At 66.3% G+C, this 13,580-nt stretch carries 10 protein-coding genes and 1 tRNA gene; 6 read left to right on the forward strand and 5 right to left on the reverse strand.

Features of this window, described 5'->3' with window-relative positions:
* On the reverse strand, positions 1-727 hold a 727-nt coding region (locus VL973_RS05060), incomplete at its 3' end, for a neutral zinc metallopeptidase (protein WP_325282943.1).
* 129 nt (positions 728-856) lie between these two features.
* On the opposite strand from VL973_RS05060, the gene VL973_RS05065 reads away from it, so the two are divergent.
* From VL973_RS05065 to VL973_RS05085, 5 genes are all read left to right on the forward strand, one after another.
* Positions 857-2,023: a DUF3734 domain-containing protein gene (locus tag VL973_RS05065; protein WP_414712196.1), complete on the forward strand. Its 1,167-nt coding sequence runs from the start codon at positions 857-859 to the stop codon at positions 2,021-2,023.
* A 14-nt stretch (positions 2,024-2,037) separates the two neighbouring features.
* Complete coding sequence (locus VL973_RS05070) at positions 2,038-2,820, forward strand: 3-hydroxybutyrate dehydrogenase (RefSeq protein ID WP_325282945.1); 783 nt, start codon at positions 2,038-2,040, stop codon at positions 2,818-2,820.
* 67 nt (positions 2,821-2,887) lie between these two features.
* Positions 2,888-3,538, forward strand: coding sequence for a DUF4893 domain-containing protein (locus VL973_RS05075; protein WP_325282946.1), 651 nt, complete (start codon positions 2,888-2,890; stop codon positions 3,536-3,538).
* 8 nt (positions 3,539-3,546) lie between these two features.
* Positions 3,547-4,860, forward strand: a complete 1,314-nt coding sequence (locus VL973_RS05080; RefSeq protein ID WP_325282947.1) for an amidohydrolase — start codon at positions 3,547-3,549, stop codon at positions 4,858-4,860.
* A gap of 130 nt (positions 4,861-4,990) precedes the next feature.
* The gene (locus VL973_RS05085; RefSeq protein WP_325282948.1) at positions 4,991-6,415 is read left to right on the forward strand and encodes an alpha/beta hydrolase family protein; all 1,425 of its coding nucleotides are present in this window, start codon (positions 4,991-4,993) and stop codon (positions 6,413-6,415) included.
* 8 nt (positions 6,416-6,423) lie between these two features.
* On the opposite strand, the gene VL973_RS05090 is transcribed toward VL973_RS05085, so the two are convergent.
* From VL973_RS05090 to VL973_RS05105, 4 genes are all read right to left on the reverse strand, one after another.
* Positions 6,424-6,894: a hypothetical protein gene (locus VL973_RS05090; protein WP_325282949.1), complete on the reverse strand. Its 471-nt coding sequence runs from the start codon at positions 6,892-6,894 to the stop codon at positions 6,424-6,426.
* Between the two features lie 44 nt (positions 6,895-6,938).
* On the reverse strand, positions 6,939-7,070 hold the full coding sequence (locus tag VL973_RS05095; protein WP_325282950.1) for a hypothetical protein: 132 nt from the start codon (positions 7,068-7,070) through the stop codon (positions 6,939-6,941).
* Positions 7,071-7,284: 214 nt separating this feature from the next.
* Positions 7,285-11,919, reverse strand: a complete 4,635-nt coding sequence (locus tag VL973_RS05100) for an NAD-glutamate dehydrogenase (protein WP_325282951.1) — start codon at positions 11,917-11,919, stop codon at positions 7,285-7,287.
* 31 nt (positions 11,920-11,950) lie between these two features.
* On the reverse strand, positions 11,951-13,210 hold the full coding sequence (locus VL973_RS05105; RefSeq protein ID WP_325282952.1) for a PAS domain-containing protein: 1,260 nt from the start codon (positions 13,208-13,210) through the stop codon (positions 11,951-11,953).
* A 159-nt stretch (positions 13,211-13,369) separates the two neighbouring features.
* Here VL973_RS05105 and VL973_RS05110 point away from each other — a divergent pair.
* Positions 13,370-13,445, forward strand: a tRNA-Thr gene (locus tag VL973_RS05110).
* The last annotated feature ends 135 nt before the right edge of the window (positions 13,446-13,580 follow it).

The raw sequence follows: 13,580 nt of genomic DNA on the forward strand, positions 1-13,580 counted from the left end.
GGCCTTCTTCGATATCCCCCGGCTCCAGCCGGTCGCGGTTCTGATATGCCCAGACCCCGGCGTAGCAATCGGCCTGCAATTCCAGCCGCACCGACATTTCATTACCCTGCTCGGTGGGAAGCGTGCGCTGCGCCTGGCTGACGCGCTGGGCATCGCCGGTCAGGTTCTGGATGTGGTGGCCCACTTCATGCGCGATGACATAGGCCTGAGCGAAATCGCCCGCCGCGCCGAACCGGTTTTCCAGCTCGTCAAAGAAACTGGTGTCCAGGTAGATGCCCTGATCGGGCGGGCAATAAAACGGCCCCGCCGCCGAGGTTGCCGCGCCGCAGCCCGATGACACGCCGCGCTGATAGAAGTTCAGCGTGGGTTCGGCATAGCGCTGACCCTGCTGCTGGAACAACCGGCCCCAGGTCTGCTCGGTGGAGGCGAGCACCTGACACGCGAAGCGACGTTCGGCGGTGTTGCACACGCTGGCGCCCGAACCCCCGGCACCGCTCCCCTGCTGCACCTGTGGCTGGCCGCCGCCGCCGCCAAGCAGGCCACCCAGCCCACCGCTCATCGACAGGAAGATCAGCCCGACCACGACCAACATGCCGATGCCGCCGCACCCCATGCCGCGCCCCAGAAACAGCGGCAACAAGCCCAGCAGCGGAAATCCCCCGCCGCCGCCGCTGCCCTGGCCCAGATCGCGGACATTGTCGCTGGGATCGAAATCGTCGAGGCGCATTGCCTGCCCACCTGTGTTGTTCGTTACGCGACTGAAATGCGTGAGAGTGGCAGGCCGTTGCAAGTGACAACGCCGATTTTTGCGTCTTCCGCCATTGATGCACCGCAACACCCGCCCCATAACCATGCCATGGCCGATGTCGAACGCCCCGCGCCCCGTCACCGCCGCCACAGCCGGCAGGCGATGCCTCTGCCCGATTGCGTGGCGCTGGTCTTCCAGGGCGGCGGCGCGCTCGGCAGTTTCCAGGCGGGCGTTTACGAGGCTCTGTCAGAGGCAGAGGTCGAGGTTGACTGGATTTCGGGCATTTCAATCGGCGCGATCAACGCCGCGATCATTGCGGGCAATCCGCCCGAACGCCGGGTCGAGCGGCTGAGCGCGTTCTGGGACACGATCACCGCCGGTTTGCCCAGCTTTCCTATTCCGCAGGACGACCGCGTGCGCGAAGCGGTGCATGAATGGTCGGCGATGGCCGTCATGGCGCAGGGGGTGCCCGGTTTTTTCAAACCGCGCATCTGGCCGCCCTTCCTGGCGGCGCCGGGCAGTTGCGGGGCGATGAGCTTTTACGACACCGAACCGCTGCGCGCGACGCTCGACAAGCTGATCGACTGGGACCTTCTGAATGACGGGCCGGTGCGGATTTCGGTCGGCGCGGTCGAGATTCAGTCTGGCAACTTCACCTATTTCGACAATCGCATGGGCTGTCGGCTCGACGCGCGACACATCATGGCATCCGGCGCGCTGCCGCCGGGCCTGCCGCCGGTCGACATTGACGGGCTGCTCTACTGGGACGGCGGCCTCGTCTCCAACACGCCGCTGACGCATGTGCTGGAGCATCAGGCCGAACCGATGCTGGTGTTCCAGTGCGACCTGTTCGCCGCCAACGCCGATCCGCCCAAGACGATGATGGACGTGATGGCCCGCGAAAAGGAAATCCGCTATTCCAGCCGCACGCGACAGGTGTCGGCTGAAGCCGTGCGGCGGCGCAAGGTGCGCGAGGCGATCCGCCGTGTGCTGGACAAGCTGCCTGACGACATGGCCGACGACGCCGATGTCGCCGCGTTGGCCAGCTATGCCACCGAGCATCCGCTGTCACTGGTCCAGCTCATCAACCGCGCCAATGCCTGGGAGGGCGGCAGCCGCGATTATGAGTTTTCGCAGCGCACGATGCGCGAGCATTGGCAATCGGGCCACACCGCGATCGCCGAAACCATGGCGCAGTCGCGCGTGCTCGCCCAGAATATCGTCGACGGCCGCACCGCCGCGTTCGACCTGACACCCAGCCGCCATTCGAACTGAACGGAGCCAGCCCCATGTTCCTTAAAGGCAAGACCGCGATCGTCACGGGTTCGACCTCCGGCATCGGCCTGTCCTATGCCAAGGCGCTGGCGGCGGAAGGTGCGAGCGTCGTCATCAACGGCTTTGGCGACGCCGACGCCATTGAAAAGGAACGCGCCGCGCTTGAAGCGACCAGCGGCGTCCGCGCGCTGTATGACGATGCCGACATGACCAAGCCTGATGCCATCGCCGCGATGGTCCGGCGCGCGCATGACGAACTGGGCGGGCCGGACATCGTCATCAACAATGCGGGCATTCAGCACGTTTCGCGGATCGAGGATTTCCCGGTCGAGAAATGGGACGCGATCATCGCGATCAACCTGTCGTCGGCCTTTCACGTCATGCGCGCTGCGGTGCCGTTCATGAAGGAGCGCAAATGGGGTCGCATCATCTCGACCGCATCGGCGCATTCCAAGGTCGCCAGCCCCAACAAGTCCGCCTATGTCGCCGCCAAACACGGCATTGCGGGCCTGACCAAGACGATCGCGCTGGAAACCGCGACCTTCGGCATCACGGTCAACGCGATCTCGCCAGGCTATGTCTGGACGCCGCTGGTTGAACAGCAGATTCCAGATACCATGGCGACGCGCGGCCTGACGCGCGAACAGGTCATCAACGACGTACTGCTCGACGCGCAGCCGACCAAGGAGTTCGTGACCGCCGAACAGGTGGCGGCACTCGCGCTGTTCCTGTGCCGCGACGAAGCGGCGCAGATCACCGGCACGAACCTGTCCATCGACGGGGGCTGGACGGCCTGACCTGGATCCGCACAGGTCCTTGAAAATGCGCGATTGACGCACGCCGCCCATGCGCCATGATGGGGGCGTGCATACCAGATTTTCGAAACGCGTTGTCGTGCTTGGCCTGTTGTTGATGACCGCTGCTTGCGGCGGTGCCCGATTGGACGATGCGCCGGTGCGCGCGGCGGCCGATGCCGCGCCACCGGCGGGATGGCGAACCGTCGCCACCGAACATGACCGCGACCGGCTGCGACGATGGCGCGATGCGTGGATGGCCGCACTCCCCCCGGCGCAAGCTGCCGCGCCCGCCGCCATCCGCGAACAGGGTCAGTTGTTCCACCCGGACCATGCGCTCGCCGATCCGGCCCCGCCGCCGGGCCGCTATCGCTGTCGGGTGTTCAAGCTGGGCGCGGCGGGCGCCGCCGGGCTTGCCTTCACCCCCTATCCCTATTTCAATTGCCGCGTCGGGGACGAGGGCGACGTGCTGAGCCTGTTCAAGGAAACCGGCTCGCAACGCCCGGTCGGCCTGTTATTTCCCGATGGGCCGTCGCGCATGATCTTTCTGGGCACCCTTGCGCTGGGCGACGAACAGCGCGCGCTGGACTACGGGCAGGACCGCGACCGCGACATGGCCGGGGTGCTGGAGCGGGTGGGCGAGCGTCGCTGGCGCCTGTCGCTGCCCTGGCCGCGTTTCGAATCGCAGCTTGATGTGGTCGAACTGATCCCCGCGCCATGAGGATGACGATGCGCCGACTGATTCCCGCCCTGCTGACAGCCGCCAGCCCCGCCGCCGCACAGGAAGCCGTGCGTGATGCGACGACGGCGCAGATGCCGGCGCTGACGACGCTCTACCGCGACCTGCACGCGCATCCGGAACTCGCCTTTAAGGAGAATCGCTCGGCAAAGCTGATGGCCGATGCCGCGCGCAAGGCGGGTTTTATCGTGACGGAAGGGGTGGGCGGCACCGGCGTCGTTGCGGTGATGAAGAACGGCAACGGCCCGACGCTGTTGATCCGCACCGACATGGACGGCCTGCCCGTGGTCGAGGCGACCGGCCTGCCCTACGCGTCGAAAGCGCGTGCCACCACGGACGAGGGGCTGGAAACCGGCGTGATGCACGCCTGTGGCCACGACACGCACATGAGTGCATGGGTGGGCACGCTGAACAATCTAGCGCAATTGAAGGGTCGCTGGTCGGGCACGCTGGTGATGATCGCCCAGCCTGCCGAGGAAAAGGGTCTGGGCGCCAAGGCGATGCTCGACGCCGGGCTGTATTCCAAATTCCCCCAGCCCGATACCGTAATCGCGTTCCACGACAGCGCCTCGCTGCCCGCAGGCACGATCGGCATCCGGCCCGGCTTTGCGCTGGCGACCGTGGATACCGTCGATCTGAAAGTGCGCGGCGTGGGCGGGCACGGCGCCTATCCGTCAGGCACCAGGGACCCGGTGGTGCTGGGCGCAAAGATCGTGATGGCGCTGCAAACATTGGTCAGCCGCGAGAACGATCCGCAATCGCCCGCCGTCGTCACCGTCGGCAGCTTTCGCGGCGGATCGAGCCACAACATCATCGGCGACGAAGTAACGCTGCTGATCACGGTCAGAAGCTATGAGGACAAGACCCGCAAGCTGCTGCTGGACGGCATCGCCCGGATCGCGCGCGGTGAAGCAATCGCCAGCGGCATTCCCGAAGACCGGATGCCGGTGATGTCGGTCAAGGAAGTGAACACCCCGGCCACCTTCAACACCGATCCGCTGACCGGGCGGGTGCGCGACCTGTTCATCGCGCGCTTCGGCGCGGAGCGGGTGCGCGATGTGCCCGCGGCCATGGTGGGTGAGGATTTCAGCCGCTATTATCTGGCCGACAAGGACAATGTCGAAAGCCTGTTGTTCTGGGTGGGTGGTGTGCCGGCGGACAAATGGGCGGCGGCACAGGCGGCGGGCGGCGATGGCCTGCCCTCGCTTCACAGCCCCAATTGGGCGCCCGATGCCGAGGCGGTGATTGCCACCGCGACCGAGGGGATGACCGCCGCCGCGCTCGACATCCTGAAGCGCGGCTGAGACTGGACGGCGCGACGGCAACAGCCGCGCGCCGATTGACAAGGGAGGGAACCGAATGGCCGTGAATGCTGCGCGTGCGGCTATGTTAGCGCTATCGGCAGTCGCCGCGCCACTTGCCGCGCAGACAGCAATGAGCAGCGACCAGCACCGTGCCGACATGATGCGACAACTGGGGCTGACCCGCCTGATCCCCGGCCCCGCCGCCGACCGGGACGCACCAAACGCCGCCAATTATGACGAAGCGCGCGCCAATCCCTATCCGAACCTGCCAGACCCGCTGGTGACGAACGACGGGCAGCCGGTCCGCACCGCCGATGATTGGTGGAAGTTGCGCCGCCCCGAAATCCTCGCCGCCTATGCCCGCGAAGTCTACGGTGAAGTGCCCGCGACCGCGCCACGCATCGATTGGCGCGTGACGATCACCGACCGGCAACGCGTAGGCTTCACCCCCGTTATCGCCCGCCGTGTCATCGGCCATGCCGACAATTCGTCTGCGCCCGATATCGACGTTGCGATCCGAATGACCGTGGTGATCCCTGCCGATGTCAAGGGACCGGTGCCCTTGCTCATCATGTATGGCCGCGACGAGTTTCCGGCTCCTTCCCAGCCCAACCGCGCGGAATATGAGCGCATCGACGCGGCGATGAAGCGGCTGCTGATCGCTCAGGATGCGACGCTTAAAGCGGTGTTCGACGCGCATCCTGCGTTCATGCTCCACGAACAGCCGCCGTTCCGTTTCCCCCAGCGCGACGCGCATGGCGACCTGCCCCGTCCGGATCAGTTGATCGCGGCGGGATGGGGCTATGCCATGCTCGATACCGACACGATCCAGCCCGACAATGGCGAGGGGCTGTCACGCGGCGTCATCGGCCTCGCCAATCGCGGACGACCGCGCACGCCCGAACAATGGGGCGTGCTGCGCGCCTGGGCTTGGGGCGCCAGCCGCGCGCTCGATTTTCTGGCTGCCGATCCCGCCATCGACGCCAGGCGCATCGGGATCGAAGGGGTCTCGCGTTATGGCAAGGCGGCGTTGATCGCCGCCGCGTTCGACCAGCGCTTTGCAACCGCGCTGGTCGGATCGTCGGGCAAGGGCGGCACCACCCTGCTGCGCCGCGATTTCGGGGAAGGCGTGACCAGCCTGGCCAGCGGCGCGCATTACTGGATGGCGGGCAATTTCATGCGCTATGGCGCCGCCGAAGGCCGGGATGTTCGCAATCCCGGCGAACTGCCCGTCGATTCGCACATGCTGATCGCGCTGTGCGCCCCGCGGCCGATCTTCATCAGCTATGGCATCCCCGAACAGGGCGACGCCCATTGGCTCGACCATCGCGGCAGCCTGATGGCGGCGGTGGCGGCGGGCCGGGTATATCGCCTGTTGGGTGCAAAGGATCTGGGGCTGGGCGACGACTGGCGTGCGGTTCAGCTGCCGCCGGTCAAGACCGGGCTGCTGGACGGCGCGCTGGCGTGGCGACAGCATGACGGCGGCCATACCGACACGCCCAACATGACGATCTTTGCCGAATGGGCCAATCGTCAGTTGGGCGTCACCCGGTAATCGCAGGCTCAGACCCTAGGCAGCGGCGTGCCCGCCTGTTCACAGATATGCCGGGCCAATTCCTGCCGCAGCGGCAGGCCGCTGATCGACCGCAGCGGGCCATCATGTGCGACATTGCTCTCGACGCGCCCGCGGCTGGACGCGACGCCGACGACGTGGAACAGCCGGCGCGCACAATCCACTTCGGTTCGGGCATAGGCGACGCGGCCGTTCTTTTCCTGACGCAGAATCGCGATATCGGTGTCGTTCAGCGTGCGATGTCGGCGCAACAGATAATAGCGTGATGCCTGGTCCGACGGGGTGGCCACCAATTCACCCTGTATCTTCAGATAATCGGGTTTGGGCGCCGCAATCTCGGTCTCTGCCAGATTACGCAGCACTACATGGCTGTTGTCGTCATGGCTGGACGCATCGCTGGTGCCACAGCCAGCCAGCAGCCCTGCCATCATGATGGCACCCGGAAACGCCGTTACTCGCATCGACATACTCCTGTCGTTCGAATATCCCAGAAATGTTCGGTAGCTCAGCGCGCGCGGAACAATTCGATCGCCGCGAACAGGCAGAGCACCGTCACGACAATCAGCGCGCTGGCGACATCGTTGGATGCCGACCCGAACGCCGTGGACAGGGCATCGATGTCCAGAAATCCCAGCATTTTCTCGCCCTTTCGATTGTCGAAAGCGGCAGGCGTGCGACCATGAACGGGCGCACGGTGATCCACCGCGCCGCGACCCGATGCCGCGACGAAAGCCAAGCTAGGTGTGGCTGCGTTGCAATACTCGCACTGCACTGCAACAAATTATTGCTGATCGAGATTAATGATCGGTCCGGGTTTGCGGACCAGGCGAACCCGGCCCGCAAAATCCCGTTCAGCGCGCCAGCAGCACCCGCGCCTGCCCGGCGATCTGCGCCAGCATCGCCGCGCTGGGCGATGGCGCACGCCGCGCGCGCGCGACAAGGGCAGCAAATTGCTCGACGCGGGGTGCATTGTCGTCCAGCCACTGGTCGACCGCCTTTTGCGGGTCCTTGTCGCCGTGCCGCGCCAGGAAATCGAGGCGCAGTTGCTGGAAATCGCGTGCCAGTCCGGCGATCAGCAACCGCTCCCACGGATCGCCCGACCCGATGCGCGCGGCGTTGGCCTGTGCCCAGTCGAGACCCAGTGCGTGACCCAGCCGGGTGAAGGCGCGCGTCAGCGTCGCTTCCTCGATACCCAGCCGCTCGCCAAGATCGGCCAGCCCGACCGCGCCGTCGAGTTCGAAGATGCGGACGACCTTTCGCACCAGCGCCGTCGGCGCGCCCGCTTCCTCCAGCCGGGCAGCGATGCGCGCCGATTGTGCGCTGGCTTCCTCAAGCAGCAATTCGCGCGTCTGCTTGTCCAGGCTGTCGATGCCCGGTTTCAGGCGGGCGATCATGTCGCCCGGCGACACGCCCGACGGTGCGACGCGCAGCAGGTCGGCGACCTGCGACCGGGCGGCGACCGCCACTTCATCGAGCAACGCCAGACGCGCGCCCTCCGGCATGTCGGCGGCCTCAATCTGCTCCCATAGCTGTGGCAGGTTGAACAGTCGTTCCGCGACGACGAACATCGCCGCGATGTCGGCCATCGCCGCGCCTTCCTCCTCCGCCAGTTCAAAGGGATGCAGCACGCCCAACCGGTTGACGACGCGATTGGCCAGCTTGGTCGCGACGATTTCGCCGCGCAGCCGGTGTTCGCGGATCGCGATCGCGAACTTCTTCTGCATCGGCTTGGGGAACGCCGCCATCAGGTCGGGTTCCAGTTCGGGATCCGTGCCCAGCCGCGAATGCTCGACCGCATCCTGCAGCGCCAGCTTGGCGCTGGCCAGCAGCACCGCCAGTTCGGGACGCGTCAGCCCGCGCCCTTCCTGCGCCGCGCGCATCAGATCCTCGTTGGTGCCCAACCCCTCAACCGCGCGGTCCAGCCGCCCGGCGGCCTCAAGGATTTCGATCACGCGGATATAGCTCGGCACCGCGACGGCGCCGTCATTTTCCATGAACGACAAGGCCAGCGTCTGAAGGCGATTATCCTCCAGCACCAGATGCGCGACCTCATCGGTCATCGATTCGAGCAACTGGTCGCGCTTGGGCAGTTTCAGCCGCCCTTCGATCACTTCGCGATTCAGCGCGATTTTGATGTTGACCTCGTTATCCGAACAATCGACGCCCGCCGAATTGTCGATGAAGTCGGTGTTGATACGCCCGCCGCGCGTGGCAAAGGCGATGCGCGCGGCCTGGGTGACGCCCAGATTGGCCCCCTCCCCGATCGCTTTCGCGCGCACCTGTTCGGCGTTCACGCGCAACCGGTCGTTGGCGGGATCGCCGACTTCGGCATTATTCTCGTGCCCGGCCTTGATGTAAGTGCCGATGCCCCCGAACCAGATCAGGTCGACCGGCGCCTTCAGGATCGCGCTGATAAGCCCGGCGGGATCGATTTCGGCGGCGTCGATGCCAAGCAGTTCGCGGACCTGTTTCGACAGCTTGATCGATTTCTCGGTGCGCGCGAACACGCCCCCGCCCTTGGAGATCAGCTTGGGATCATAATCGGCCCAGCTCGATCGCGGCAACGCGAACAGCCGGTCGCGCTCCGCCCAGCTGGTTGCCGGATCGGGATCGGGGTCGAGGAAGATGTGGCGATGGTCGAACGCCGCGCGCAGGCGGATCGCTTTCGACAACAGCATCCCGTTGCCGAACACGTCGCCCGACATGTCGCCGCAGCCGACCACATCGATGCTGTCGCTCTGAACATCGACGCCCATTTCAAGGAAGTGGCGCTGGACCGACACCCAGCCGCCCTTGGCGGTGATGCCCATCGCCTTGTGGTCATAGCCCTTGGACCCGCCACTGGCAAAGGCGTCGCCCAGCCAGAAGCCGCGCTCCTGCGCGATGCCGTTGGCGACATCGCTGAACGTCGCCGTGCCCTTGTCGGCGGCAACGACGAAATAGGGGTCTTCGCCGTCATGGATGACGACCTGTTCCGGGTGCACGACCGCGCCCTCGACAATGTTGTCGGTGATCGACAGCAACGACCGGATGAAGATGCGATAGCTCTCGGTCCCCTCGGCCAGCCAGGCCTCCCGATCGGTGGGCGACGGCAATTGCTTGGGATAAAAGCCGCCTTTCGCGCCGGTCGGCACGATGACGGCGTTCTTCACGCGTTGCGCCTTCATCAGCCCGAGGATTTCGGTGCGGAAATCGTCGCGACGGTCGGACCAGCGCAGGCCCCCGCGCGCGACCGGCCCGGCGCGCAGATGGATGCCCTCGACCCGCGGTGAATAAACGAAGATTTCGCGCCATGGCAGCGGTTGCGGCAGGCCCGGCACCTTGGCCGAATCGAGCTTGAACGCCAGCGCCTCGTTCGCGGCGGGGGCGAATGCGTTGGTGCGGAGCGTGGCGTTGACCACGCCGCGCATCGCGCGCAGGATGCGGTCCTCGTCGATCGCCGACACCGCGTCCAATCCCGTTTCGATCGCCTTCGCCGCCTTGGCGACAATGGCGTCGCGGTCGCCGTTGCGCGACGGATCATGCGCGGCCTGGAACTGCGCGATCAGGCCCGATGCCACCTTGGGCGCGTGACGCAGCGCGTCGACCACGGTGCCCAGGCCATAGGGCAGGCCCGTCTGGCGCAGATAGCGGAACCAGGCGCGCAGCAGCACGACCGACAAAGGCGAGGTGCCGGTTTCGACCACCAGCCGGTTGAACGCGTCGTTCTCCGCCCGGTTTTCAAGGACCGCGCGGATCGCATCCTCGACCATCGGATGGTCGATCTGCTTTTCGGCGTCGGGCGCGCCGGGCACGTCGACATAGAAATCGTGGATGACCACCTGTTCATCGCCGTCGAGCAATGTCGGCAGCTCGGCAATGACGCGAAAGCCGAAATTCTCCAGCACCGGCACCGCATCCGACAGCGGCAACGCACCGCCTTGCCGATAGATTTTGATGCGGAAGCGCCCGTCTTCCGGATTGTCGTCGGGCAGGATACGCACCTGACGGTCATCCGGTCCCTCAAGCTCGGCGATCCGCAACACGTCGTGCGCGGCCTCTTCGGGCGTGGAAGCGTTGCGGTAATTGACCGGGAACGCGCCCGCATAACGCAGCGCCAGCCGCGTCGCGCGGCTCGCGCCCGCGCTTTCGGTCAGTGCGGCCTCGACCGCCGCCGACCAGCCGCGCATCATCCGCACCAGCCGCTGATCCAGCGCCTCGGCATCGGGCATCCGCCCGGCCCCGCGCAAATCCAGCGTATAGCGGATCAGCGCGACTTCCCCGTCCTCAAGGCTGATCGACCAACTGAGCAGCGACGCATTGGCGGCATCGGCCAGCATCGTCCCGATCGCCTCGCGCCGCCCGGTCGTCAATTCGTCGCGCGGCAGCCAGACGAACGCGAACAAGTGGCGGCCCAGCGTGCTGCGGACCAGCACCAGCCGCGGGCGCGGGCGGTCGGCGATCGACATCGCCGTCAACGTCAGTTGTTCGATCGCGGCATCGTCGAACGCGGTGGTCAGGTCGTGCGGCAGCGCGGTCAGCGCGTGCGCCATCGCCTTGCCGGTGTGGCCGCGCGGGTCAAAGCCGAAACGGTCGGTCAGCGCCTTCAACCGGCGACGCAGCAACGGCACGTCGGCGGGCGCACTGTGCAACGCGGCACTGGTCCACATGCCGGCATGGATCGACAGGCCGATGACCTTTTCGCCATCCTTCACCGGCAACAGGATCAGGTCCATCGGCACGCGGCGGTGCACCGTCGCGATGCAGTTGGATTTCAGGAGCAGCGGTGCGCGGCCCCCTTTGGCAAACCATTCGACCGCCAGTTCGCGCGACGAATCGGCCAGCAGCGGCGTGTCGAGCGGTTCGGCGGCGATGCCCAGCGCTTCGGTGGCGCCGCCCTCGACCAGCCAGCGCTCGTGTGCCAGCAGCGTCAGGTTGTTGTCGAGGAACCAGCGCAACAGCGCCGCACCCTCGTCATCCTCGGTCGCGTCGGCATCCGCGCTCAACGCCTCGCGCAGGCGCGGCCAGTCGGCCACGGCGCGGCGGACATGGCCCAGCGTGCGGTCGATCGCGTCGACCAGCTCACGGCGCTCCTTGGCGTCCAGCCGGTCCATCTCGATGTAGACCATCGATTCGGCGGCGCTGTCAGCGGCGTCGTTCACGTCGATCAACACGCCCTTGTCATCGCGCACGACGCGCAGGACGGGGTGGATGATGCGCTCGATCGGGGTGTTGACGGCGCCAATGGTCGCGGCGATCGAATCGACCAGGAACGGCATGTCGTCGTTGACAACGGCCAGCCGCATCCGGCGTCGTTCATCGCGCATGAAGGTGCCCACCGCGATCGCCGGCCGCCCGGCCTTGCGCGTGGCGGCGGTCTCGGCGACGAAACGCGCGGCATCCGCACGTTCGGCCTTGCCCAGCCCTTCAATCTCTCCCGGAAGCGCCTCTGCAAAGAAGCGCGATTCGATCGCCTTGGCCGGCGTCGTGCCTGTCTTTTTCAGCATTGCCCGCCTATGCGCCCATCAGCGCACGCGCTCAAGCACCTGCGCGGCGAACGGCCTTTTCCGTCAGTGCATCTTCGCCTTCGACGCGGGCGACGACCTCCAGCATCCCGTCCAGTCCCGCGCGTGCCAGGAGCAGCACGAACTCGTCGTCACCCGCCGCGATCGGCACCGTGGCGATGGTCGCGCGCTGACGCAGCGCGGCGGCGGCGGTGGCAAAGCTGTCGGGGCGTTCGGCGGGCCGGCGCGCGGCGCGTTCGGCCGCGACCAGTCCCTTGATGCCGCCGGATGCGCTCGCCAGGAACGTGGCAAAGCCGTCGACGGGCACGTCATGGCGCCGCGCGTGCATCAGCACCGCGGCATATTCAGTCAGGCGCGTCTTGTCGTGCTGAACACCGAACACCAGCTTGACGATCGGGGTCATCGGCGCGCGCGCCTGTGCCTTCAACCCTGCATCCTCCAGCAATTCGCCGTAACCCTGCGGGTCGGCGCCAGCGGCTTCGGCAAAGGCATAGGCCCGCTCCAGCGCGCGATACAGCGCGGTGCGCGTGCGCGAATCAGCGGCGTCGACTTCGCCGGCACAGGCGCGGGCATGGGCCAGCAGGTCGCCCAGACCGGCACCGGGACCGGGCGCATCTTCGACCATCGACGGCGCTTCGGCGGCAGCATCGAACCCGCCCGACGGACCATCGGCCCAGGCGGCAGGCGTTTCCGCCGCCACGCGCGGCAGGTCGCGGCGCGCCGCCTCGACCTCAGCCGCCAGGCGCACCTGCGTCTCGTCGTCGACCATCACTTTCCAGTTGATGACGCCGTAAATGAAATCGATCGTGTCGTCGTCGGACGAAAACGGCATCAAAATGCCGCGATACAGCGTGTTGTGGCCCGACTGGCCGACAAACTCGGCCTCGAACCCGATCGGCGCGCGATTGGCGATGATCTGAAGATAATGATCGGTCAGCCGCGACAGCAGCGACCGGCTGGGCACTTCGCTGATCTTGCGGATGTTCGATTCGACGCTGCATTCCTCGCGCAGCGCACGGCCAAGATACTGGATCGAGGGGTCCTCGATCCCCAGCGAAAAATCCAGCAGCACGCTGTTCGGACCGAAATCGGCAATGTTTGCCGGATCGAGATCCTCGATCGAGGGATAGGCCCGCCCGCCCAGCAACGAAACCCAGTAGTTATAGGCGCGAACATGCATCCGCCGTTCGTCGGTGCCGATGTCGAACGGATGGCCCGCCCCCCCCGACGGCCGGTTCGCGGCCTGATCGCCCGGCACTCGCGCCATACCCATAACGTCACCCTTCTGACCGGCGCTGGCTCGCCCGATCTTCGCCGACGGTCATGCACCCGCCGTGGTAAACGATGCGTAAAGCGATGATCGGCGAGTTGCGCTTGCCACCCCGCCCCGCCCCTGCTAAGCGCCGCCGCCTCAAGGGCACACGCGCCACTTGCCGCTTTAGCTCAGTTGGTAGAGCATCGCATTCGTAATGCGGGGGTCACAGGTTCGAGTCCTGTAAGCGGCACCACAGCCCCATCAGCAAAGAAGCCGCGCGGGGCCGCGTCTCGCGCACCCGTTCGGCGATGCGCGCGGGTCAAACGGCGCCCACGCTTCAGGTGGGATGCAGGTCGAGCTTCAACGCCGCGAGCAGCGCCGAAAGATG

Source organism: Sphingomonas sp. (genome assembly GCF_035490575.1).
GTDB lineage: Bacteria > Pseudomonadota > Alphaproteobacteria > Sphingomonadales > Sphingomonadaceae > Sphingomonas.

Excerpts from the sequence above, each read along its gene's own strand:
- VL973_RS05090 (WP_325282949.1), bottom strand. The coding sequence starts at position 6,894 with ATGCGAGTAACGGCGTTTCCGGGTGCCATCATGATGGCAGGGCTGCTG.
- VL973_RS05065 (WP_414712196.1), top strand. The coding sequence starts at position 857 with ATGGCCGATGTCGAACGCCCCGCGCCCCGTCACCGCCGCCACAGCCGG.
- VL973_RS05080 (WP_325282947.1), top strand. The coding sequence starts at position 3,547 with ATGCGCCGACTGATTCCCGCCCTGCTGACAGCCGCCAGCCCCGCCGCC.
- VL973_RS05070 (WP_325282945.1), top strand. The coding sequence starts at position 2,038 with ATGTTCCTTAAAGGCAAGACCGCGATCGTCACGGGTTCGACCTCCGGC.
- VL973_RS05095 (WP_325282950.1), bottom strand. The coding sequence starts at position 7,070 with ATGCTGGGATTTCTGGACATCGATGCCCTGTCCACGGCGTTCGGGTCG.
- VL973_RS05100 (WP_325282951.1), bottom strand. The coding sequence starts at position 11,919 with ATGCTGAAAAAGACAGGCACGACGCCGGCCAAGGCGATCGAATCGCGC.
- VL973_RS05085 (WP_325282948.1), top strand. The coding sequence starts at position 4,991 with ATGAGCAGCGACCAGCACCGTGCCGACATGATGCGACAACTGGGGCTG.
- VL973_RS05105 (WP_325282952.1), bottom strand. The coding sequence starts at position 13,210 with ATGGGTATGGCGCGAGTGCCGGGCGATCAGGCCGCGAACCGGCCGTCG.